General features: G+C 54.9%; 23 protein-coding genes. 6 read left to right on the top strand and 17 right to left on the bottom strand.

Annotated features, from left to right (window positions below; all coding sequences use genetic code 11):
* Positions 1-6: 6 nt before the first annotated feature.
* The 8 genes from QMG93_RS17845 to QMG93_RS17810 form a co-directional block, all read right to left on the bottom strand.
* Positions 7-522, bottom strand: coding sequence for a YqeG family HAD IIIA-type phosphatase (locus tag QMG93_RS17845; protein WP_331488643.1), 516 nt, complete (start codon positions 520-522; stop codon positions 7-9).
* Between the two features lie 108 nt (positions 523-630).
* Complete coding sequence (locus QMG93_RS17840) at positions 631-2,856, bottom strand: DUF3488 and DUF4129 domain-containing transglutaminase family protein (RefSeq protein ID WP_281938733.1); 2,226 nt, start codon at positions 2,854-2,856, stop codon at positions 631-633.
* On the bottom strand, positions 2,853-4,097 hold the full coding sequence (locus QMG93_RS17835) for a DUF58 domain-containing protein (RefSeq protein WP_281938731.1): 1,245 nt from the start codon (positions 4,095-4,097) through the stop codon (positions 2,853-2,855). Before QMG93_RS17835 ends, QMG93_RS17840 begins: the two co-directional genes overlap by 4 nt.
* 2 nt (positions 4,098-4,099) lie before the next feature.
* Positions 4,100-5,059 carry an AAA family ATPase gene (locus tag QMG93_RS17830; RefSeq protein WP_281938729.1) on the bottom strand — a complete coding sequence of 320 codons (960 nt, stop codon included), beginning with the start codon at positions 5,057-5,059 and terminating at the stop codon, positions 4,100-4,102.
* Positions 5,060-5,344: 285 nt separating this feature from the next.
* Complete coding sequence (gene spoVAE / locus QMG93_RS17825; RefSeq protein ID WP_281938843.1) at positions 5,345-5,710, bottom strand: stage V sporulation protein AE; 366 nt, start codon at positions 5,708-5,710, stop codon at positions 5,345-5,347.
* Positions 5,711-5,722: 12 nt separating this feature from the next.
* Positions 5,723-6,736 (bottom strand): stage V sporulation protein AD, encoded by a 1,014-nt coding sequence (spoVAD, locus tag QMG93_RS17820; RefSeq protein ID WP_281938727.1) that lies wholly within the window; start codon positions 6,734-6,736, stop codon positions 5,723-5,725.
* A 1-nt stretch (position 6,737) separates the two neighbouring features.
* Positions 6,738-7,217, bottom strand: a complete 480-nt coding sequence (gene spoVAC, locus QMG93_RS17815) for a stage V sporulation protein AC (protein WP_281938724.1) — start codon at positions 7,215-7,217, stop codon at positions 6,738-6,740.
* 24 nt (positions 7,218-7,241) lie between these two features.
* Positions 7,242-8,102, bottom strand: a complete 861-nt coding sequence (locus QMG93_RS17810) for a DUF421 domain-containing protein (RefSeq protein WP_281938722.1) — start codon at positions 8,100-8,102, stop codon at positions 7,242-7,244.
* 154 nt (positions 8,103-8,256) lie between these two features.
* Here QMG93_RS17810 and QMG93_RS17805 point away from each other — a divergent pair, with 154 nt between their 5' ends.
* Both QMG93_RS17805 and QMG93_RS17800 read left to right on the top strand, forming a co-directional pair.
* The gene (locus tag QMG93_RS17805) at positions 8,257-8,463 is read left to right on the top strand and encodes a DUF1657 domain-containing protein (RefSeq protein ID WP_253412675.1); all 207 of its coding nucleotides are present in this window, start codon (positions 8,257-8,259) and stop codon (positions 8,461-8,463) included.
* Positions 8,464-8,813: 350 nt separating this feature from the next.
* A complete protein-coding gene (locus QMG93_RS17800; protein ID WP_281938721.1) occupies positions 8,814-10,076 on the top strand; it encodes a glucuronate isomerase in 1,263 nt (420 codons plus the stop codon).
* 66 nt (positions 10,077-10,142) lie between these two features.
* Here QMG93_RS17800 and QMG93_RS17795 read toward each other — a convergent pair whose 3' ends face one another.
* Positions 10,143-11,006, bottom strand: coding sequence for a CorA family divalent cation transporter (locus QMG93_RS17795; protein WP_281938719.1), 864 nt, complete (start codon positions 11,004-11,006; stop codon positions 10,143-10,145).
* A 156-nt stretch (positions 11,007-11,162) separates the two neighbouring features.
* Between QMG93_RS17795 and QMG93_RS17790 the strand changes: the two genes are divergently transcribed.
* Positions 11,163-11,327 carry a DUF1328 domain-containing protein gene (locus tag QMG93_RS17790; RefSeq protein ID WP_216796581.1) on the top strand — a complete coding sequence of 55 codons (165 nt, stop codon included), beginning with the start codon at positions 11,163-11,165 and terminating at the stop codon, positions 11,325-11,327.
* A gap of 96 nt (positions 11,328-11,423) precedes the next feature.
* Positions 11,424-11,603: a hypothetical protein gene (locus QMG93_RS17785; RefSeq protein WP_281938717.1), complete on the top strand. Its 180-nt coding sequence runs from the start codon at positions 11,424-11,426 to the stop codon at positions 11,601-11,603.
* Positions 11,604-11,851: 248 nt separating this feature from the next.
* Here the strand turns inward: QMG93_RS17785 and QMG93_RS17780 are convergent, their stop codons facing one another.
* From QMG93_RS17780 to QMG93_RS17765, 4 genes are all read right to left on the bottom strand, one after another.
* A complete protein-coding gene (locus QMG93_RS17780) occupies positions 11,852-12,358 on the bottom strand; it encodes a L,D-transpeptidase (RefSeq protein WP_281938716.1) in 507 nt (168 codons plus the stop codon).
* A 100-nt stretch (positions 12,359-12,458) separates the two neighbouring features.
* Positions 12,459-13,181: a Crp/Fnr family transcriptional regulator gene (locus QMG93_RS17775; protein WP_281938714.1), complete on the bottom strand. Its 723-nt coding sequence runs from the start codon at positions 13,179-13,181 to the stop codon at positions 12,459-12,461.
* A gap of 124 nt (positions 13,182-13,305) precedes the next feature.
* Complete coding sequence (locus QMG93_RS17770) at positions 13,306-14,163, bottom strand: AraC family transcriptional regulator (RefSeq protein ID WP_281938713.1); 858 nt, start codon at positions 14,161-14,163, stop codon at positions 13,306-13,308.
* Positions 14,164-14,200: 37 nt separating this feature from the next.
* On the bottom strand, positions 14,201-14,932 hold the full coding sequence (locus QMG93_RS17765; protein WP_281938712.1) for a phytanoyl-CoA dioxygenase family protein: 732 nt from the start codon (positions 14,930-14,932) through the stop codon (positions 14,201-14,203).
* Positions 14,933-15,177: 245 nt separating this feature from the next.
* Between QMG93_RS17765 and QMG93_RS17760 the strand changes: the two genes are divergently transcribed.
* A complete protein-coding gene (locus QMG93_RS17760; RefSeq protein ID WP_281938710.1) occupies positions 15,178-16,263 on the top strand; it encodes a hypothetical protein in 1,086 nt (361 codons plus the stop codon).
* A gap of 114 nt (positions 16,264-16,377) precedes the next feature.
* Here QMG93_RS17760 and pfkB read toward each other — a convergent pair whose 3' ends face one another.
* The 4 genes from pfkB to QMG93_RS17740 all read right to left on the bottom strand — a co-directional run bounded on the left by pfkB (position 16,378) and on the right by QMG93_RS17740 (position 20,298).
* A complete protein-coding gene (gene pfkB, locus QMG93_RS17755) occupies positions 16,378-17,307 on the bottom strand; it encodes a 1-phosphofructokinase (protein ID WP_281938708.1) in 930 nt (309 codons plus the stop codon).
* A complete protein-coding gene (fba, locus tag QMG93_RS17750; RefSeq protein ID WP_281938706.1) occupies positions 17,304-18,170 on the bottom strand; it encodes a class II fructose-1,6-bisphosphate aldolase in 867 nt (288 codons plus the stop codon). Before fba ends, pfkB begins: the two co-directional genes overlap by 4 nt.
* A gap of 22 nt (positions 18,171-18,192) precedes the next feature.
* Positions 18,193-19,248, bottom strand: a complete 1,056-nt coding sequence (locus tag QMG93_RS17745) for an SIS domain-containing protein (protein WP_281938704.1) — start codon at positions 19,246-19,248, stop codon at positions 18,193-18,195.
* Positions 19,249-19,404: 156 nt separating this feature from the next.
* The gene (locus tag QMG93_RS17740; RefSeq protein ID WP_281938701.1) at positions 19,405-20,298 is read right to left on the bottom strand and encodes a helix-turn-helix domain-containing protein; all 894 of its coding nucleotides are present in this window, start codon (positions 20,296-20,298) and stop codon (positions 19,405-19,407) included.
* A 107-nt stretch (positions 20,299-20,405) separates the two neighbouring features.
* Here QMG93_RS17740 and QMG93_RS17735 point away from each other — a divergent pair, with 107 nt between their 5' ends.
* Complete coding sequence (locus QMG93_RS17735) at positions 20,406-21,335, top strand: DMT family transporter (RefSeq protein ID WP_281938699.1); 930 nt, start codon at positions 20,406-20,408, stop codon at positions 21,333-21,335.
* Positions 21,336-21,339: the final 4 nt, after the last annotated feature.

Raw genomic sequence — 21,339 nt, 5'->3', positions numbered from 1 at the left:
CGTTCCCTACCTTTTCATTATAGTTAATGCGGCCTTCTCGATCCTTCGGTTTACCTTCGTAAAAAAGCCCTCGTCCGCAAGAGAAATCGGCTTGACGAGGATGGTATAAAGCCCCATCCGGTTGCCTCCCAGCACGTCGGTCAGCATCTGATCCCCGATGACTACCGTCTGCTGCGCCCGCAAATTCATGATGCTCATGGCTCTCCGGAACGCTGCGCTTGTCGGCTTACGGGCACGATAAATGAAAGGCAGGGACAGCGGCTCGGCGAACTTGGTAACCCGGTTCCGCTGGTTGTTCGACACAATGACGACCTGAAAGCCGATTTGCCCCACGACTTTCAACCAATCCAGCAACTCCGGCGTGGCAAGAGGCGCTTTGGCTCCTACCAGCGTATTGTCCAAGTCCGTTATGATGCCGCGGTATCCCTGCTCCCATAACGCTTGAAGATCTATGTCAAATATCGTGTTGACTTGTTGACGCGGAATTAGCTTTTTCAGCAAAGAATTCACCTCGAAAGACATTAGGCTGTATACGTCAAACTATACCATAACTGTCCATTTTGTTGCAAAATAGCGAACAAAAAAAGCAAACCGCCCTCCGCAAAGGCGCGGTCTGCCGATCATTTACATTTACATCTGCGAACGCAACCGTTCGACGATTTGGTTCGTTTTCTTCCAGTCTTCCTCGGTGATCTCCGCTTTTCCGTACTTCGCCTTCTCGAATACGTGAAGCACTGCCTCCAGCTCTTCACTCATCCACCGGCTCTGACGAGACCAGCGGCGCACCGCTTCGCGCAGCGTCTCGTGCTCCTCCCGCACATACCCGTTGCGCCGGAAAATGCGCAGCAGCCGTTCGCATTCCACGATAACCTTCTGCTTCAGCAGCGAAGCCCGGCGGCGACGAGCGCGTTCCTTCAACAACTCGACCACCTGCAACTTCCAGGCGAGGAATGCGGCAACGACGATCACAGCAGCGGCAATGCTCCACGCGGTCACATGATGCGTTTCAACGGCAGGTTCTGCCGGCATCGTCTCCGGCTTCGGAGCAGGCTGCGGCTCTACCGGCGAAGCGGACGTTTCTTCCAGCAGTACGGCGCGCGGCATCGCGAAGCCTGCCGTCGGCTCGAACGGAATCCATCCGTAGCCATCGAAATAGACCTCGACCCAGGAGTGGGCGTCGGAGTTACGTACCGTATAGACCCCGCCGCCATCCGGGTCCATCAGCAGCTCGTGGGGGGCGAAGCCTTGCAGCTCCGTCTGCTGAAAATCCGGCGTCCCCGACGCATAGCCTTTGACCCAGCGCGCCGGCAGCCCAATCGAGCGGGACAACACCACCATCGCGGTAGAGTAATAATCGCAATAACCTTCTTTAATTTCAAACAGGAACCGGTCGACAAAATCGCGGCTCTGGCCCCTGCTGATGTCGGGTTTGTTCGTATACGGAAAGCTCGTCTGCAAGTATTGCTCCAGCTTCTTCGCTTTGTCGTACGGACTGGCCGCATCCTTTGTCAGATCCGCAGCCAGCTTGCGGACCCGTTCCGGCACGCTGCTCGGCAGCTGGACGAATTCCGCCATATCCTGCTTCGGCGGCACAAGAGGCAGCTTCCGCAGCGCTTCTTCGTTAACAACCGGCATTTGCGACACGATCGTATACGTTTGCGGGTACGGCTGGCGCTCGCTGTAGCGGATCTCGGATTGCGGAGCCGACCATTGCAGCGGGTCGAAGCCGTTTTTGGCGCCGTTCAGCCCCATCACTTTCTGGATGGAGTAGGCTCCGAACAATACGGGATACTGCTGCTCCGACATCAGCGTGACGGTTTGCTTCACCTCCACCGTCTTCGCCTTGGAGCCGGTCAACCGGGCGTCCGCCGGAAGCGGAGCCTCGGGCCTGACCGCGTTCCACGGACCGCGCCGCTCACTGTCGCTTTCCTCCCAGCCTTTGCCGGTATAGTGCGAACGCGTCTCGCCCCGCCAATAAGCGCGGTGATCCGTTTCTACCCTCATAACCGGTGTATAGTCGAACCGGAAGCCGCCTCCCAGATTCGCATCGCTCCGGCTGTAGCCCGACGAGGAATCCATCGCTTCGCTGGGGGGGACGGTAACACCTTTGCCTGTGGTGAAAGCCATCGGCTCTCCCCGGGATGCGCGCCAAGCGGTATACGGGTCGGTCAGCATCGGTCCGACCTCGGGCATGAGCGATCCGGCAAGCACCGTCACCCCGATCAACGAGGCGACCGTCATGGCGATGGAAGCCGGATATTCCGCTAAATGCCGCCAAGCGGTCGGATCTTTGCGCCGCAGCTGCGCGAAATGATTGAGAATAAGGAGCAGCAGCCCGCAGCCGACGATCGCGGCCACTTGCGGCCACAGATAGATGGACGAGAACGAATCGCGGATGCAGAGCGCAAGCACGCTGACCACCAGCAGAATGTATACCCGCCACTTGACTTCCACCCACCAAATGAGCGTCACGTAAACGACCCAGGCGCCCATGCCGAACCACAAATACGGCGTAAGCTCGTACAGGTTCAAGAACAGCTTCGAGCCCACAAAGCTGGACGCCTTCATCGGCGCGATCACTTCAAATTGCTCCAGCACGAGCACGTTGATGACCACGATGGAGACAAGCTGCAAAATACCTCGCACGATCCAATGCAGCCGTGTCAAATGCTCGAACGCAAAGACCGCCAGAAGCGTCAACTTCACGATGGCGACCGTCTCCGGGAGCCAGAAGCCGTCTTCTTTGGCGAACCAGTACACGAACTGGAGCAAAATCAAACCGGACAACAACACCGACAAGCGGTGCGGCCATTCGTCCCACAGCAGACGCTTAAGCCACATTCGCTGCTGCTTCATCCCTTCCGACCTCCCAACAGTCCGGGCAGCTCCGACAGCTGCCTTACGGCATAGCAGGGAATGCCCCGGGCATGCAAATCCTTGACCCAGCCCTCTTTGCCGCGGGCGGCGCCGATCCAGAGGTGGCAAGGATTCATCTGCTGCTGCTTCAGCCAGGCCAGCACCTGCAGCATCGGTTCGCCTGACATCGGGCTGATCAGCGTCACGAAGCTGCCGGGGACCAGTTGATGCACTTTCGTTTTGAGCACATGGCGGATGTCATGGGCGCCGTCGGCCTCCACATCGATGAAATGCTGCTGCGCCGCCTGATACAGCGTTTGCCCGGTCTTGGGTTCAAAATAGACGTCGTCTGCGCCTGTGGAAACAAGCCCGAGCGCAAGCCCCCGTTCCGAGCCGTACTGAAACAAGGATGCGGCTACGGATACGGCCAATTCGAACTGATCGGGGTCCCCGTAGGCTTGCCCCGCCCTGTCGAGTATCAAGTACGATTTGGGCAGCGATTCGCGCTCGAATTCCTTCGATTTCCAAGTGCCGGTCTTGGCGGTCGCATTCCAGTGAATGCGGGATAGGCGGTCTCCGTAAATATATTCGCGAACCCCGTTGATCTGCGTCGTCTCCCGGACAGCCCGGGTCGTGGACGAGTGATGGCTCGTTCCTTTGATCATTTGGTTGTACTGCTGCCATTCCCGGATCGGCACGGTCTGCGGCAGCACGGCGATGCTCTGGGGCAGCTCCAGACTGCCCTTGTGCTCGAACAAGCCGAAGACGTCTTCCGTCACGCATTCCGTCTGTCCGAACGTATAGCGGCCCCGGCGCATCGCCGGAGTCCGGTATTCCCATTCCGCGCGCCGCCGCCAGTCGGGAACGACCGTTGCTTCAAACGTCAGCTCGCGCCCGCTTTTATGGTACAAGCGATCCTTGATAAACAAATAGGGGATCGGCCATATGCCCGGAATTTGCAGTTGAATCGTTATCCCAAGCGAGCTGCCCGCCGGCAGCAGAGAGCCGTAATCGCCGCCGGACAGCGTGCGTACCCCTTGGGTCCGCTTAATGCCGCTCCACTGCCCCAGCAGCAAATAAACGCTCAAAATCGTCATCATCACGAACAGCATTAAAGCGAGCTTGCCGCCCTGAAACAGCAAGAAGCCGAGACTTCCGGCAAAAGCCGTCGCCACCGCCCAAAATTTGCGGCTGAACCGTAGCCGGGACGGAAGCCTGTGAGCGAAGGAAGGTTTCATCATGCTCACTTCTCCCAACGCACCGGCACTTTCACCTGCTGCACAACCGATTGCAGGACGGATTGCACCGTAGCCCCCTCCATCCGGGCTTCGGCCGTCAGCAAAATGCGGTGGCCGAGCACGTACGGCACCAAAAATTTAATATCGTCCGGGATGACATAGTCCCGCTCCTGAATTAATGCAAGCGCTTTGGAGGCCTGCACGAGCGCAAGTGTCGCCCGCGGGCTGGCGCCGAGATAGATCGAGCCATGCTCGCGCGTCAGACGGGCGACAGCGACCAGATAAGCGGCTACCGCTTCGTCGAGATGCACCTGCTTGACCTGCTTCTGGATCGCCAAGATTTGCTCGCTGTCCGCAACCGGCTCCAGCTCTTCGAGCGGATGGACGACGCTTTGCGCCAAAATCATCTTCGTTTCCGTATCCGCATCCGGGTAGCCGAGACTGAACTTCATCATAAACCGGTCCAGCTGGGCTTCCGGCAAAATGTACGTACCCTCGAAGTCAATCGGATTTTGCGTTGCGAGCAGCAGGAAGGGCTTCGGCAGCTCGTACGTTTCCCCGTCGACCGTCACATGGCGCTCCTCCATCGCTTCGAGCAGCGCCGATTGCGTCTTGGTCGTCGCCCGGTTAATTTCGTCCGCCAGCAAAATATGCGTCATGATCGGTCCGGGACGGAAAATAAATACCTCGTCCTTCGGATGATAGATCGAAACTCCCGTAATATCGGTGGGTAGAAGGTCGGGATTGCACTGAATACGGCGAAACTGGCCGCGGATCGATTTGGCAAGCGCTTTGATCAGCACCGTCTTGCCGGTGCCGGGCACATCCTCAAGCAGCACATGGCCTCCTGCCAGCATGGCGGTCATCAGCAGCACAATCTCGTCCGTTTTGCCGAGGATGCAGGATGCCAAATTCGCTTGTATGCGCTTCAAGGCTTGAATATCTTCTCGTATCATCGTTTCCATCGTCCGGGCCTCCTCGAAAAGTTATCGTACAAAGTATATACGTAAGAACGGGAAATAAAGTTGTCAAAAATGGTTCCATATGGGGAAAATAACGCCAAATTGCAACAAAATGTAACAAAACCAAAACGATCGTCAAGGAAAACGTTATTTCCTTATTGTACAGGATTCAAAAAACGGCGTATACGTGTAAAACCGATGAAATTGTTCGGCGAAATGCAAAAAACCCCGGAAAGTCGCCGGGGCACGCGCGGACAGGTCGGTTCGTGGAAAATGTTAAAATCCCGCTCAGCCTTGCGGTCTGAACACGAGCGCCGCAAGAAACGAAAAGATGATAGCCGCCGAGATGCCCGCGCTCGTCACCTCGAAAATGCCGGTAATAATGCCGACGACGCCGTGCAGCTTAAGCTCGGCTAACGCGCCGTGGACGAGCGAATTGCCGAAGCTTGTGATCGGTACGGTCGCCCCCGCGCCGGCAAACTCGATAAACCGGTCGTACAGGCTCTTATTGCCGATCGGAATGCCGTCGACAATCGCTCCTGCGACGACCAGCGTGCTCATCGTATGCGCGGGTGACAGCCGCATGACGTCAATCAACAGCTGCCCGATCACGCAGATGGCCCCGCCGAAGATAAACGCCCAAACAAACTGCATCCAATCCATAATCTAACGCACCTCGCTTTCGATCGCTACCGCATGGGCGATGCAGGGAATGCTTTCTCCTTGCTGGAAAGAAAGCGGAGACAGCAGCGCTCCCGTCGCCACCACGAGCACCCGCTTCAGCTCCCCCTTTTTCACGCGCTTCAAAATATGACCGTAGGTGACGACGGCGGAGCAGGCGCACCCGCTGCCGCCGGCCTGCACGTTCTGCTTCTCCCGGTCGAAGATCATCAGGCCGCAGTCTTTATAGGACGTTTGATGTATCGGCACCTTGTGCTTCTCCAATAGCTCGCAGGCGATTTCGTAGCCGACCTTCGACAAATCGCCGGTCACGATTAGATCGTAGTAGCCCGGCTCCCGCTGAAAATCGCGAAAATGCGACTGCAGCGTATCGACCGCCGCCGGGGCCATCGCAGCCCCCATATTGAACGGGTCCTTGATGCCCATGTCGATGACGCGGCCGATCGTCGCCCCGGTCACGACCGGTCCCGGGCCGTGGTTCCCCACAACGGCGCAAGCCGCGCCCGTTACCGTATACTGCGCGGTCGGCGGCTTCTGCGAGCCGTATTCCGTCGGATAGCGGAACTGCTTCTCCGCCGTGGAGTTATGGCTGCAGGTGCCGGCCAGCACATGATGGCCGAAGCCGGAGTCCACGATCAGCGACGCGACGGCGAGCCCCTCCATCGAAGTCGAGCAAGCGCCGAAGATGCCGAGGTACGGGATTTGCATCGTCCGGACCGCAAAGCTGTTGCTGATAATCTGATTCAGCAGGTCGCCCCCGACATAGAACTGGATGTGCTCTTTGGTCAAGCACGCATTTTCGATGGCCAGTTTCGCCGCTTCCTCCAGCATTTTTTTCTCGGCCTTCTCCCAGCTGTCCTGTCCGATCGTCGAATCCGCGTGCACGATATCGAATTCGTTGCCGAGCGGTCCGTTGCCCTCGTCCGGCCCGACGATCGTAGCCGTCCCCCGGATGACCGGCCGCTTCTTGAATTCCCAGCTTTGGGCTCCCTTCAGCATCTCATTTGACCCCCAATCCGAACAGCCAGTGGATGAGACCGATCACAAATGCGGATACCGTCCCGTAGACGATAACGGGACCTGCCAGCTTGAACATGTTGCCTCCGACGCCCAGCACGTAGCCTTCGCTTTTATGCTCCAGCGCCGCGGAGCACATCGAGTTGGCAAATCCGGTGACGGGGACGGCTGAGCCGGCTCCCGCCCATTGGGCGATTTTGTCGTATACGCCGAGGCAGGTCAGAACGACGGACAGGAAAATCATCACCGCTACCGTCGGATTCCCCGCCGTTTTTTCGGTAAATCCGAACCAGTAAATAAAAAATTGGGAGACGAATTGTCCGATCAGACAGATGAACCCTCCGGCAATAAAAGCGCGAATGCAGTTTTGGAGCACCGGACGCGCCGGCTCTCTCTTTTTCGCGAATTCCTGATATTCCTGCTGGGTCCAGGTCAATTTTTTCATTTTGGACTTTGTGGTCATGCTCGCTGCTCCTCCCGCATGGTTTTATCGCTTCAACAGAGGCTCGGCCTGCTCCAGGATCCGGTTCATTTGCTCCGCGCAGCTCTCGTATACGTGCTTCGCGCCCTCGTTCTTAACCGCGAGAGCGTAAAGCGACAAATCCGCTTCGCATTTCTTGAGCGTTGCAAACAACAGCGGCTTTGACACATCGTCAGGCACCAGAAGCATGTCATCGTACAAATCGACGTGCAGCCCTCCGTAGGCGTCCACTTGACCGATGAATACGTTCTCCAGCGTCACGCCGATTTTTTCCAGCTCCGTGAACAGCCATTCCCGGCTCAGTCCGGCTGTGGCCAGCGGCTCGTCCATCATATTGCCGTCGATAATGACCGCTTGCGACTCGCGTTCGGGCGCCGTTTTGATTCCAAGATGCTTCGCCGTGAGCGGTTGATTTTCTTTTTTCAGCAGCACGCTGACTTCTCCGCTCGGTTCCAGCATGGCAAACTCCACGTCGGCCACGTTAAATACGCTTTTGGCCCGCAACTGCTCCAGCAACTCGTCGGCGGTATAGCGTTCTTTCTTCAGATTGTCCTCGAGAATTTTGCCTTCCTTGATGAACACCGTTCCTTTTCCCTCGAACCATTCCCGCAGCCGCTTGCTTTTGAGCGTCAGCATCTCCAGCAGCAGTGGAACCGCGAACCAGAGCAGCAAGGCGATAAAGCCGTGCATGTAGTTCGCTTCGACGTCGGTGGACATAAAGCCCGCAACCTCGCCAAGGGTAATTCCCGTTATGTATTCGAAGAAGGTCAATTGAGATATTTGCTTTTTCCCCAAAATTCGGGTCATCAAAAACAAGATCGCGATCGTCAAAAGCGCCCGAAAAAAAATGTGCATCCAATCCTGCAACGAATCCCTCTCCTTTTCCGTGCGAGCTTAGCTTTCTTGGTGTAACGAGATCAATTAAATTATTTGCCGAAACGGAAGAGTTATGGCAGGTAGTTATTTACATTCATTAGCTGCTTCTTAATCGCGCACATTATCGTTAGTGGAGGTGATAATGATGACCGTGGCAAGCCAAGTAAAAACGACGCTGGCTTCGCTGAAAAGCGCGCAAGCCAGCTTGGAAACGTTCGCGCTGAGCACGCAAAATCAGGAAGCCAAGACGCTGTTCCAAAATTGCGCACAGCAAACGCAGCAGATCGTTGACCAAGTCAGCTCGCGTGTGCAGCAGCTCGAAAATGAGGAGCCCCAATATAAAGGGTTTTAAGCCATGACGAAAACAGCCCGGTCCGTTTCTCCCAAACGGCTCCCGGGCTGTTTTTACTGCGCTTTATATTCCCGCGCCAGTGTTCGTGTGCAGCGATTCGTATCAGGCCAACACCACCAAAACGATCAGCAGCAAAATAAATAAGATCAGGATGAGCAGCAAGGAAGTGAACAATCCCATCGGCATTCGCCCCTATCCGAATGGTTTGCAATCGTCCCTTCATGCTATGCCCGGCTAAAATAAATGGCACGGGCATAAGCCCATCTCTATCCTAAAGCCAAAATAAGTGCTATAATTAACCTAATTGTTCACGTGAACATTAATCGATTTTCGGGAGGACTACCGATATCATGACGATTGCAACCAAGGAGCAGTTGACCGCTTTTGTGACCGAAACGGTGCGCACCACCCCGGTCACCGATATTCATACCCATCTGTTTGCCGAATCGTTCGGAGACCTGCTGCTGTGGGGAGTAGACGAGCTGCTGACGTATCATTATCTGATCGCCGAAACGTTCCGTTTCCGCCCGGATTTGTCTTACGACGCTTTCTGGCAGCTCTCCAAACAGGAGCAGGCCGACTTGATCTGGCGGACGCTCTTTATCGACCATTCGCCTTACAGCGAAGCGTGCCGCGGCGTCGTCACGGTATTGAGCCGGCTCGGCTTCGATCTGTCGAAGCGCGACCTGGAGGAGTACCGTGCGTATTTCCGCAGCGTCAGCGCCAGCGACTACATCGACCGCATTTTGAAGCTGGCAAACGTGAAGACGGTCGTGATGACCAACGATCCGTTCGATGCTTACGAGCGCGGGAAATGGGAGTCCGGCGCAAGTCAGGACCCCCGCTTCCTGGCCGCACTGCGGATCGATCCGCTGCTTAATCTGTGGGACAGCTCCTGGAGCAAGCTCAAGGAGCAGGGCTACGAAGTCAGCGCCGACTTGTCCGGCGGCACGCTCGCCGAAATCCGCCGTTTCCTGAAGGATTGGATTGCCCGGATGAACCCGCTGTATATGGCCGTTTCGCTGCCGAACGATTTTGCGTATCCGGAGGATTCCGCGCGCGTCCGCATCATCGACGAATGTATCGTGCCGGTTGCGCGGGAAGCGGGAATACCGTTTGCGATGATGATCGGGGTAAAGCGCAAGGTCAATCCGTCCCTGAAGGATGCTGGCGACAGCGTTGGCAAAAGTGACATCGGCGCGGTCGAGCGAATCGTCAGCAAGTATCAGGACGTGAAATTTCTGGTCACGATGCTGTCCCGGGAAAACCAGCATGAACTCGCCGTCACCGCGCGGAAAAACCGCAACCTGCTCGTATTCGGCTGCTGGTGGTTTCTGAACAACCCGAGTCTGATCGAGGAGATTACGCGGATGCGTCTTGAGCTGCTTGGCGGCAGCGTCATTCCGCAGCACTCGGATTGCCGTATTCTGGATCAGCTCTTGTACAAATGGGATCACTCGCGAGCGATTATCGGCAAAGTGCTCTGCGATAAATACGGCGACCTGTTCGACGCCGGCTGGCGGCTGGAGGAAGAGGAAATCCGCCGCGATATCGAGGATTTGCTCGGCGGCGTATTCTGGAAGTTTCTCGGCAAGCCGGACCCTGCGGCCTAATTTCGATTCTTCGCTCATTCTAAGAGACGGCCTTCTGCGCGGCGCAGGGGCCGTCTTTTGCGTACGTCAGACGATGTTGGAATCTTTGTTTTTCCCTTTCAACAGATCGCCGGTCCAGCCCTTCCAATGCATCCAAAAATAAACGGACAAAGTCAACAGAACAATGGCGGAGATAGCCAGCGCATAACCGAACGGCAGCTCAAGCTCGGGCATGCGCTTGAAGTTCATGCCCCAGATGGAGCCGAATACGGTAGCCGGGGTGCAAATGACGGAAAATACGGTGAGCGTCTTCATAATTTCGTTGCCCCGGTACGTCGCGATATTGTTGTCGATATTCAGCAGAATGTCCAGCTCGGTGCGATAGCGGTTCAGCCGGGAATGCAGCCTTTGGAGCAGCAGCTCGTTGTTGTCGTACTCGTGGCAGGGGCTGTCTTCCGCCCACCCTTTGGCGGCTGCGTGAAACTCTTCGAGCGGCTGAAGAATGCGGTGCCAGTCCAGCACTTCATACTGAAGATCCATAATTTCATCCAGCACCTTCGAATCGTTGCTGCGCTTCATCCGGCCCTCCAGCTCCTCCAGCTTCCATTCCAGCTCTTCCATCTGCGATAAAAACGTCAGCGCCACTTCTCCGATCAGCATGCAGAACCCTTGCAGCGCCGTCCGGCATCGGTCCATGCACGAAAGCATATGCTTCTCCTGTTCGTCGTCAAACGGGTACAGCCCTTCCTGCAAGGTCAGCAGCTCCGATTCGTCGACCCGATAAAACATTTTTTGTTGCCCATTCTCGGGATGCAGCGAATAAACGATAAAGCCCTGCAGCAGCTTCGCAGTCCCCCCGGAGCGAACCCGGGGTATCCCGGTGTCCTCACGGGCCGTCATCAACGTCCACGACCAACTGGCGTTGGAAAACCGAACGGTACGCTGGTCCATAAAGCTTCCTCCATTCTGGCAAACGTTCTTGTTTCCTCATTAACCTTTTCCCCTGCGGCCTGAAACCGGCGCTGATTCAGGCGGAGACGAGCCGGGTAAGGAAGCATGAAACGAGAAACGGACTTACGGTCCGCTGGACAAAGGAGGCGAACATCCATGTTATACTGGTCGTTAGTTTTTCTCCTCGTCGCCGTGATCGCCGGTATTTTCGGATTTTTCGGCATCGCCAGCGCAGCGGCGGGAGTCGCCAAAGTATTGTTCATTATCTTTCTGATTTTGTTCGTAGTCACGCTGCTGATAGGCCGGCGGACGAAGGTATAGCGCAAGTCCTTCAGCCGGATTCCCGGGCAGACGGGATGACAAAAAACTTCCTGCACCGTAAGGGCTGGAAGCTTTTTGTCATGTCAGGAGGGCGGTATGTCTGCGCGGCCGTTGGCGGTTAGCCGTCAGATGTTATTTTTTGTTTCTGCTTTAGTAAATGCAAACGCAGCTGCCGAGGAAACGGACAACAATGGAGCGCTGCAAAAAATCCACGTTTCTATCGGACGGGAAACAGGAAAAAGGACCCCTTGCGGAGTCCTTTCCAACGGTGAATGATTTTGGTATTTTGCCTTGAACCTCGTTTAAAGCTCGGGTCTTACCTTATTCACGATCGCAGTACGTGTACTACTCTAACGTGTCTTTGGCACATCCCTCCGCTTCTATCTCGATTCGGAAGCAACTTCCCCGGTATTTCTCGTTGAACTGTTCAACGGAACCACACCTCTCTTTTCACCGTTGATTATAGCATGTACCGGCCACGACGTTTTTATGCAATCCTTTTTAAAAAAAGTTGGGCAAGCCCGTCAATCCCGTATGATGACCGCCGTACCGAGCGGGATGTGACGGTACAGCCATTCAACGTCTCTATTGTGCATGCGGACGCAGCCCGACGAAGCGTTGCTTCCGATTGAGTACGGCCGGTTCGTTCCGTGAATGCCGTATTGATACCCTCCGGAACCCGGGACGTTGATTCCCATCCAACGCGTCCCCAGCGGATTCCGCGGGTCCCCTCCGGGAATTTGCTTCCGCACGTACCACGGCTTCACGATTTTGGTCACAATATGGAACGTCCCTGTCGGCGTCAAGCTCTTCGTCCGTCCCGTCGCAACGGCAAAGCTGTAGGCCGCCCTCCCGTTCACGATGACGGTCAGCCGGTTCTCCGATTTATCGATCAGCAGATATACGCCTTCTTCCTCTAAACCGGGCGGGGGCGACGTCCCCGTGGAAGATGCCGGGGCCGCTCCCAGTGCGCTTCCTGCCGGCCAGGCGCCGAACAAAAGCATCAGGAGAAAAAGGGATATTCTCAACATCCATCATCCTTACTCTTTCGTGATGAAGTCACACGCCGTTTTAGTGTGCTCCAACGCGCAAGCTGCCTATTCGCCCGTTTAGACCGTTTCCCGGCGTCCGTCAGATCCGGCATACGTCAAGCGGACACTCGGCACAGCGGACCATCGCCTGAAAGAAGGACAGATTCGTGACCACGAATCTTCCGTTTTCCGATTCGATAGCCCCGGCTGCTTTATATTCGCTAAGCATCCGGTTGACTACCTCCCGGGTCGAACCGATCATGCTCGCCAGATCGGTATGCGTCAACTTGATCGTGATGCGAATTCCCCGTTCATCCTTTTCGCCATAAGAGTTGGTTAAGCGGATCAAGGTGGAGGCGAGCGCGCCGTTCTTGCCGAACAGCAGCAAATCCCGGAATTTGGACTGCATGAATCGCTGCATCTGACTCATCCATTTCAGGAGCTGCAGCGCCATATCGCCGTGCTTCCAGATGAGGACTTCCAAGTCTTTGATCAGAATGATGCCAAGCGACGCATCTTCCATCACAATGCCGTCATAGCCGTAAGACTGCGGTTCACAGCTTCCGAACTCGCCGAACAGATCGCCAGGCTGCGCCACTTGGAGAATGAACGCTTTGCCGTCCTCCGTCGATTTGCTCAGCTTCACCGTACCCTTTTGAACATAATACAGCCTGTCCGACGTATCCCCTTCCCAAAATAAATAATCGCCCGCCGCCGCTTTTTTCGGGTACATGATTTGCGACAGCCGTTCCATGTTTTCATCCGATAAAAACTGCGGAATATGATGAGCGGCTTCCGGCGTCGTTCGATTAGCGGTTCCCATATACACCATCCTTATCCAGGAAATCTCCCGGCTCCTTATGATAATGATGGTATCAGATCATTATTAGATAAATGTTAGAATTCATTTAGACGTTTGTTTTATTTGCAAAACATCGCAGCGAGCGTCAATGCAGGCTGCCTTTGCGCAAGCCGGAGGGCGGGCAACCGAACCTTTTCTTGAAAGCCCGTTCGAAATGCGTCAGCGTGTTAAAGCCGGAAGCGTGGCACACTTCCGTCACCGGCAGGTCGCTTGCGGCCAGCAGCGACTTGGCAAACGTCAGACGCAGCTCCTGCAGATAGCTCTGAAACGGAATACCGCTCAGTTTTCGGAACGTATGGCTGAAATAATTGGGCGTCAGCTTCGCTTGCCGGGCGGCCTCCTCCAGCGTCAGCGCTTCCCGAAAATGATGGTGAACGTACATGAGCGCTCTCTGCATGCCCGGGTGCGCCGATCGTAAAGCCTCCCGAATGCCGGGATCCGACGGCCTGCAATCCTGCCGGCACTGCCGCACAAGCCCGACCAGCATGCGCGCCAGCGTCGCTTTAATCATCAAGCTTCCGCCCGGCCGCGGATCGTTGAATTCGTCAAAGACCCGATCAAATTCCGCCTGCATGCCGCTTCTCTCCGCAGCGCCGAGCCTTGCCTGCAGCTTCAGATCTCCGGGAAACAGCAGCTCGCGCAGTTCGTCCGTCAACACTTCCTCCAGAAAAACGAGGTTGAGAATTTCCATCGTTTCTCCTGGAGGAAGCTCGATTTCATGAAAGTCTGCGGGCGTCAGCAGAAACATACTGCCGGGTTCAAGTCCGTGCGGCTCTCCGTTCACGATGTTGGTTCCGCGACCGGACCGGACGAAGCACAGCTCGTAAAATTCGTGCCAATGCAGGTCGACGCGTCCCGCAACCGATTGACGATAAACATGAAAAGGAGCGTTCGGCGCCACATAGTGCACACTCCGCAACCGCTCCGGTTGTTTGGGTCCCATGATGGCCCTCCCGCTTTACATTTAATTTACAGTATCATTATACAGGAACGAACGGGTTGCCTGCGATGTCTTTGCCGCGCGCCAGCCATATTTTGAAATTCGGATTTTTCTCGGGCAGCACCTTCAATTCCGTGGAAAAATAACGCATCGTATAGCCGCAGCGGCGATACGGGCTCGTATTCGGGGCAGCGCCGTGAATAATCCGCGAATCGTGCAGCGAGCATTCGCCCCGTTCCAGCTCGAAGTATACTGCATTTCGGTCGTCGATCTGTTTAATTTGTGTCGGAAACAAGTTCCGTCCGCCGTCCACCGGCTCGTACTCGGAAAATCCGTTCCGGTGCGTGCCGGGAATAACCCGCATGCAGCCATTGTCGCGGTTGCTGCGGTCGATGGCCAGCCAGACGGTGACGATTTTGTCGTAGCCGCTGAGCCGCCCATTCCAATACGCCGAATCTTCATGCCACGGCGTCGCCCGGCCGGTATACGCATCCTTGCATATAAAATGGCTGGACCACAGCCCGATATTCGGACCGATCAGCGGCTCCACCAGGTCCAGCACCTCATCTGCAAGCAAAAACTTCAGCAGCCGCTCTTCGCGAAAATGCGGCGTATCCAGCTCGTCGGACAGCTTGCTCCCCTTTTGCGCCAACTGCTCCTCGAATATGGATGTCAGCTCCTCCAGCTTTTCTTTAGAAAACAATTGCTTGTGATGAAGCAGATAGCCGTTCTCGGCATAAAACGAAACCTCTTCTTGGGTTAACAAACTCATGAGTAACCGCCTCCTGTCAGCGTTACGGGTATATCCTGACTATAGGCCCCGGGAGCGGAATTGGCTCATCGTTTGTTACGGAGAAGTACGCATATCTTCCGATGGCATCATGGAAATTTTACAAAAATAAGCATAAAGCTTGAAACTTTTTGAAGATCTGCTGCGTCTTAGAAGAAGTGAGTTGGCAGTTCATGGTCTTTTTTCCATGAGCGAAAAGCAAAATTCGAGGAGGCATTCAAAGAAAGATGAAGAAACGAACCGTAGTTACGGCGGCATTGGCTATGCAGCTTTTCTTATGCACCGGGGCCTTTGCTTACGAGAGCGAATTTACGAATTCCAAAGCGGCGAACGCGGATTTGCCGGCCAAAGCAAAATTGGAAGCTTATAAAGTCGGGAAAGACTTCATGACGACAAAGGTTCGCGCCGAGTGGACCAAAGAACAGATTCAAGCGTTTCAAAGACAGGGCATTTTACGCAACATTCCTGCTCTGGCCTTTCAGACGGATGCCTCCGATGCTTTGAAGCCCAAGGTCATTATGACCAATCTGCCCGGAGTCAAGGTCGATCTGAATACCGGAGGAGAAGATGCGGGAGACGAAGTCATCGTATCGATTCTGGGCGGAGACCGGCTGAATCCGGACAAATCGTACACCTTGTACACAGGGTGGAGCTCCCGAGATGGCAACGATAAACCGAGCCTGACCCTGCACACGCTGCAAAGATTCGGCCAGCCCGGAGGCACGATCAACGATTTGTCCGATACCAAGGATCAGCTCGCCCGCATAGAGTGGAAGCAGGTCAATGAGACGAACCCGAATTTCAAAGCGGCTCCGGCCGATTTCAAAGTTTCTTTCCCATCGCATGCAGATGAAAAAAACATTAAAAAAGTAAAGGGCGAATATACGGGCATTTACTCCAAGGAAACGTTGGAGCAATACCGGAAGGCCGCTGCAGAGCGGGTGGACATCCTGTCGGAGCAAAGCATATGGCCGTTTGCCGCTACCTTTAAGAAATCCACCGTCACGGATCCGAAAAAACTGGCTGAGCTGTATAAGCTAAACATTTCCCAGGTTTATGCAATCGGAGAAACGGCGGACGGGGAGGAATTTACGGTTATCTGGTTTGGCGACGATCTGAAAGATTTGTCGCTGCTCGAAAAGCATCCCGGATTCACTAAATTTCACATCATCGAAATTGAAGGCCGGGCCAGCGGCGACTCGCTGAGAAGCCTAGCCCACAGCTCTAGCGTCAGTCTGGTCGAGGTGGCGGATAAAGATCGGCAGCCGACAGGGATTTACTGGCTGGACCAGCTTTCTTCCGCCTCGAAGTAACGGGCTTTCATCCTTGCAAGTCCATGCAAAAAAGGGAGCCACAAAGTGACTCCCGCGAATAATAGAACTGCGGGCAGGCCGACAGATGTCGGTTCTGCCTTTTTTATAGTTGCGCTACCCGATCCGTTCGACGACGACTTCGCCCAGCAGCCGCTTGACGTCCTCCGGTTCGACGTAGCCCGCTCGGGCCGTCAACGCGTTCGCCGTCCCGGAAGCGGTCGCCAGTCTGAGGCACTCCTCGACGGGTAGCCCTTGAGCCGTGCCGATCGCCATCCCTGCCACGTAAGCGTCTCCGCTGCCCACCGCATTCACCGCGTCGACCTTCGGGGCGCGTACCCGGTAGCAAACGCCGTGAAAAGCGGCCAACGAGCCTTGCGCTCCCATCGATATGCTGATGCAAGGAATGCCGGTCTCGTTCAGCCGCAGCAGGCCTTGCTTTAGCGCGTTTTCATCCTCGATCGAATGGCCGAGCCATTGGGCGACTTCATCCTCATTCGGCTTGATGAAGTAAGGCTTTGCTTCCGCCCCCCGCATCAATGCTTCCCCGCTCGTATCCAAAAATACGACGGCGCCCTGCCTTTGAACAATCCCGATCAATTCCGCATAAAAGGACTTTGGCACGCCGGCCGGAAGCGAGCCGCTGAAAGCGACGACCTTCGCCCGCGCAGCAAGCTGCGCAAGCTTTTGCCGCATAGCCTCCATCTCCTGCCCGGCAATCGTCGGTCCCGGCTCCAGCAGTTCCGTTGAGACGCCGTCTTGATCCATGATGTTCAGACAGATGCGGGATTCGCCTTCGATCTTCACGAAGTCGTGCGCAATGCCCTGCCGCGTCAATCTGCGTTCAATAAAATCACCGTTGCTGCCGCCGGCAAATCCGGTCGCGAGCACGGGAACGCCTTGCAGCGCGATGACGCGGGCGACATTGATCCCTTTGCCTCCCGGCTCCGCGTACACGCGATCTACCCGTGAGACTTGACCTGCGGCCAACGCAGGCAAATGATATGTCTTATCGATGGCCGCATTCAAGGTGACGGTAACGATCATCGGAGATCTCCGGCTTTGCCGATGCAGCCGACCATCCGCATTTTTTCAATCGCCGCTTCCTTTACGGCTTTCTTGGCCGGAATCATATATTTGCGCGGATCGTTCTCCTGCGGATTGTCCGCGAACACGGCCTTGATCGCGTCGGAGAAGACGATGCGGATCTCGGTGGCGATGTTCATTTTGGCCATGCCGAGCGAGACGCAGCGCTTCACTTGCTCTTCCGGAATACCGGAGCCGCCGTGCAGCACGAGCGGCACCGAGACGATCTCGGCAATACGCCGGATGCGGTCGAAATCGATCTTCGGCTCGCCCTTGTAAATGCCGTGAGCCGTGCCGATCGCAGGCGCCAGCGTATGAACGCCGGTCCGCTCGACGAATTCGGCGCACTCCTGCGGGTCGGCCATCAGCGCTTCGTGCTCGGCCACGACGATATCGTCCTCCACGCCGCCCACTTTGCCGAGCTCGGCTTCGACGTTGACGCCGGCGGCGCGCGCCACTTCGACGACTTGCTTCGTCAAGCGAACGTTTTCCTCAAAAGGCAGCATCGAAGCGTCGATCATCACCGACGTGTATCCGGCCCGGATGCACTGCACGATCGTCGCAAAGTCCGTACAATGGTCCAGATGAAGCGCAATCGGCACCCGGGAACGGTTGGCCGCAACCGTAGCTGCCGCCGCAATATAATCGGGACCGAGATGCTTGACCGTCCCTACCGTCGATTGAAGAATTAAAGGCGATCCGGTTTCTTCCGCGGCGTCGACGACCGCTTGCAGCATCTCCAGCGTATGCACGTTGAATGCGCCGATTCCGTAGCCGCCCGCGCGGGCCGCTTCAAGCAATGAGGTGGATGATACTAATGGCATATCGATGTCATCTCGCTTCCGGCTAAATTTTGACCACTTGCGTCAGGTTGCGGGGCATATCCGGGTCCACGTTGCGTTTCATGGCCGTATAGAAGCCCAAATATTGCAGCGCCGGCAAATAAAGCACCGTGCGGGCATCGTCGCTCATCTCCGCTCCGCCGACTTCGAATACCGCATCCGCGAACGCAGTATCTTCTCCGGCCTTCGCCGTGATGAGCAGCACGAATGCGCCGTACTCCTGCATTTCCTTGGCGACCTTCAGCTCGTAATCGCGCGCTTTCTCGGACAGCAGCAGGCAGACAAGCGTGCCCGGCTCTACAATTGACTTGGGACCGTGGCGGAACTCCAGCGTACCGTATGCTTCCGTCCAGATGTAGGACATTTCTTTGATTTTCAGGCTTGCTTCCAGCGCGATGCCGTAGTACGTGCCCATGCCGAGGTAAATAACCTTGTGAAAATTGTTCTTGTCGACCAAAGGCTTAATGAAAGCGTCGGCGGCTTTGACGACTTGATCGTCCGTTTGCGCGACCGAAGCAAGCTGCTCGAACTGATCCTGCTTGCCCGCCGCCTTGGCGATCGCCGCATGCATCAAAAACGTCATGCTGCTGAACGATTTCGTCATTACGGTGCTCGTTTCTTTCCCGAGCGGGGATACCAGGCAATCCGCCAGCTTTGCCATGCTGCTCTCTTCGTAGCAGGTGATGCCAGCGACTTTCACGTTAGAGAGAGGCTTCACGGCTTCCAGCGCCAGCAGTACCTCCGTCGATTCGCCCGATCTCGATACGCCGATAACCAAATAATTGCGGTTCGGAGGAAGCGTCTGCTCGCGGAACAGGAACACCTCCGAGGAAGGATACGCCGTTGCGCTTTTGCCCAGCCACGCCCGGTAGACGGACGCCATCGCCAGTGCTTGATAATAGGATGAGCCGCTGCCGATGAACACTGTCTCGTCCGTTTCCGAATCGAGAAGATGCTTTTGAACCCAGTCTCCCTGCTGTTGAAGCTGTGCAAGCGCCGCATTCAGCGCCTCCGCCTGTGCCGAAATTTCAGGATACGTATATTGACCGAATGGCTTCACAATATTACCCCTTTCGTCTTATTAATGATAATATAAATCATAATTTTGATTTTTTCAATCATTTTATTTGAATACTACAAGCTTACGGGAACGAAAAAAAGCCGGAGACATGAGCTGTCGTCCGGACTGTACGGGAGCTTTGTGTCCTGCCCCGTTTTATGAGCCGCCATCCATTTTAGATTTCTTATAAGCTAGCGGTGTAATCCTCATGGACTTACGGAATTGATCGATAAAGTAGCTTGTACTATTAAATCCTACATGGTAGGCGACTTCCGTTACATTCGATTCCGCTTGCTGCAGAAGGACTAGGCTTTTTTGGATTCGGTATTCCGTTACGTAGCTTAGCGGCGTCGTCTTCAGAATTCGTTTGAAATAGCGGCAGCATTCGGACCGGCTCAACTGGCCGGCTCTGGCGATGTCATCGAGCTTGATTTTTTCAGTATAATGGGTATGAATCCATTGCAGCATGTGCTTGATCCGCTGACTTTTCTGCATTTCCGTCCGGTCGTATTCCGGCTGAAAGCCATTCTTAATGAGGTTTTGCCAAATTAACGACAGTTGCACGGTGATACTGATTTCATAGAACGGCGGTTTTTGCTGAAGTAATTGATGAATGCTCAGAATGGCATCCAAACTATTTTTCCCCCAAGGCTGACTGGGATGCAAATGTAAGTATGAAAGATTTGTCGCTTGAATATATGGATATACAAAGGTCGTGTAAAGCTCTTGCGATAATACGAAATGAGGAGAAACGTTCAAGCAAATGTAGACGCAGCCCGATTGAGCCTTATCTTCCGCCATGTGCAGGCAGCCGCTATTGATAAACAAGCCCTCGCCTTCCCGAACCGTTACGCGATCTTCGTTGATTTGAAAAAGCGCTTCTCCTTTTACAATCAGCACCAGTTGAATTTCCTCATGCCAATGAAGCGGGATATAGCCGTGTATATTTTGATGAATCGTCGTTTCGTAGCAAGCCATCGGCAGCACAACCGTCCGGTGCTCAGTCAGCTCCTTTAAGCTTCGGTCAATCTTGAAATTTTTGATTTGCATGATCCGACCTCAACATACTTATATTTATTTATCCGATTCTAATATCTTTAAAGCCTGCTTTCCTCTATTATAACACTATTATTATATTTTAAGGTGGAGACTCGTTCATGGACAGACCTGCTAGAAGAAGAGGATTGTTTCTCGTGATCACCGGAGCGGTATTATGGGGAATCAGCGGCACCGTGGCCAAAAAGCTCTTTCAACACTATGCCATCGAGGTCGATTGGCTGGTGACGACACGATTGCTCGTCGCCGGTATATTACTCTTAGCCGTGCAATTTTGCACAAAAGACCGCTCCCAAATATTCGGTGTCTGGAAAAACCGAAGGACGGCCCTTAAACTGGTCATTTTCGCGCTGTTCGGGACGCTTGCGGTTCAATATACGTATATGGCTTCGATCCAGCACGGCAATGCCGCCGTCGCTACGCTGCTGCAATATTTGGCGCCGGTCATGATAATTGTCTACTTGATCCTGAGAAAACAGACGGTTTTCACCCGACAAGATCTGGTAACCGTTTCCCTTGCATTAGTCGGCTGCTTTTTGTTGTTGACGAACGGCTCCGTCTCCCAGCTCTCAGTACCGATGCCTGCGATCGTCTGGGGAATTTTATCGGGGGTAACGCTGGCGTTTTATACGGTATATGCGGTTCCTCTGTTGAAGCAATACGATTCGCTTGTTATTGTCGGCTGGGCGATGATCATCGGAGGCGCCGCCTTGAGCTTTATCCATCCGCCCTGGCAGGCGGATTTTGCCGGTATGCCGCTTGAAGCCTGTTTATACTTGGTCTTTGTGGTCATATTCGGCACCATGCTCGCCTTTTGGTTCTATATCGAAAGCTTGCAAAGTCTTTCGCCCAAAGAATCGAGCCTCGTCGGCAGTCTGGAGCCGCTGGCCGCTGTGTTAACCACGGTGCTTTGGCTAAAAGAGCCGTTTGGATATTTTCAGTGGATCGGCACGTCCTGCATCATCGGAATGATTTTATTGCTGGCTTTGAAAAAAGCCCCTTCAAAACAAAAAACAAGCGCCGCCGTCTAATTGA

It is taken from the genome of Paenibacillus tyrphae, from assembly GCF_027925525.1.
In the GTDB taxonomy this organism is placed as follows: domain Bacteria; phylum Bacillota; class Bacilli; order Paenibacillales; family NBRC-103111; genus Paenibacillus_G; species Paenibacillus_G tyrfis_B.
Note: the sequence above shows the minus strand (reverse complement) of the source record. Positions and strands in the feature narration are given on the sequence as shown.

Bases quoted from the DNA above. Each gene is read 5' to 3' on its own strand.
- QMG93_RS17845 (WP_331488643.1), bottom strand. From the start codon at position 522: ATGTCTTTCGAGGTGAATTCTTTGCTGAAAAAGCTAATTCCGCGTCAA.
- QMG93_RS17840 (WP_281938733.1), bottom strand. From the start codon at position 2,856: ATGAAGCAGCAGCGAATGTGGCTTAAGCGTCTGCTGTGGGACGAATGG.
- QMG93_RS17835 (WP_281938731.1), bottom strand. From the start codon at position 4,097: ATGATGAAACCTTCCTTCGCTCACAGGCTTCCGTCCCGGCTACGGTTC.
- QMG93_RS17830 (WP_281938729.1), bottom strand. From the start codon at position 5,059: ATGGAAACGATGATACGAGAAGATATTCAAGCCTTGAAGCGCATACAA.
- spoVAE (WP_281938843.1), bottom strand. From the start codon at position 5,710: ATGCAGTTTGTTTGGGCGTTTATCTTCGGCGGGGCCATCTGCGTGATC.
- spoVAD (WP_281938727.1), bottom strand. From the start codon at position 6,736: ATGCTGAAGGGAGCCCAAAGCTGGGAATTCAAGAAGCGGCCGGTCATC.
- spoVAC (WP_281938724.1), bottom strand. From the start codon at position 7,217: ATGACCACAAAGTCCAAAATGAAAAAATTGACCTGGACCCAGCAGGAA.
- QMG93_RS17805 (WP_253412675.1), top strand. From the start codon at position 8,257: ATGACCGTGGCAAGCCAAGTAAAAACGACGCTGGCTTCGCTGAAAAGC.
- QMG93_RS17800 (WP_281938721.1), top strand. From the start codon at position 8,814: ATGACGATTGCAACCAAGGAGCAGTTGACCGCTTTTGTGACCGAAACG.
- QMG93_RS17795 (WP_281938719.1), bottom strand. From the start codon at position 11,006: ATGGACCAGCGTACCGTTCGGTTTTCCAACGCCAGTTGGTCGTGGACG.
- QMG93_RS17790 (WP_216796581.1), top strand. From the start codon at position 11,163: ATGTTATACTGGTCGTTAGTTTTTCTCCTCGTCGCCGTGATCGCCGGT.
- QMG93_RS17785 (WP_281938717.1), top strand. From the start codon at position 11,424: ATGTCTGCGCGGCCGTTGGCGGTTAGCCGTCAGATGTTATTTTTTGTT.
- QMG93_RS17780 (WP_281938716.1), bottom strand. From the start codon at position 12,358: ATGTTGAGAATATCCCTTTTTCTCCTGATGCTTTTGTTCGGCGCCTGG.
- QMG93_RS17775 (WP_281938714.1), bottom strand. From the start codon at position 13,181: ATGGGAACCGCTAATCGAACGACGCCGGAAGCCGCTCATCATATTCCG.
- QMG93_RS17770 (WP_281938713.1), bottom strand. From the start codon at position 14,163: ATGGGACCCAAACAACCGGAGCGGTTGCGGAGTGTGCACTATGTGGCG.
- QMG93_RS17765 (WP_281938712.1), bottom strand. From the start codon at position 14,932: ATGAGTTTGTTAACCCAAGAAGAGGTTTCGTTTTATGCCGAGAACGGC.
- QMG93_RS17760 (WP_281938710.1), top strand. From the start codon at position 15,178: ATGAAGAAACGAACCGTAGTTACGGCGGCATTGGCTATGCAGCTTTTC.
- pfkB (WP_281938708.1), bottom strand. From the start codon at position 17,307: ATGATCGTTACCGTCACCTTGAATGCGGCCATCGATAAGACATATCAT.
- fba (WP_281938706.1), bottom strand. From the start codon at position 18,170: ATGCCATTAGTATCATCCACCTCATTGCTTGAAGCGGCCCGCGCGGGC.
- QMG93_RS17740 (WP_281938701.1), bottom strand. From the start codon at position 20,298: ATGCAAATCAAAAATTTCAAGATTGACCGAAGCTTAAAGGAGCTGACT.
- QMG93_RS17735 (WP_281938699.1), top strand. From the start codon at position 20,406: ATGGACAGACCTGCTAGAAGAAGAGGATTGTTTCTCGTGATCACCGGA.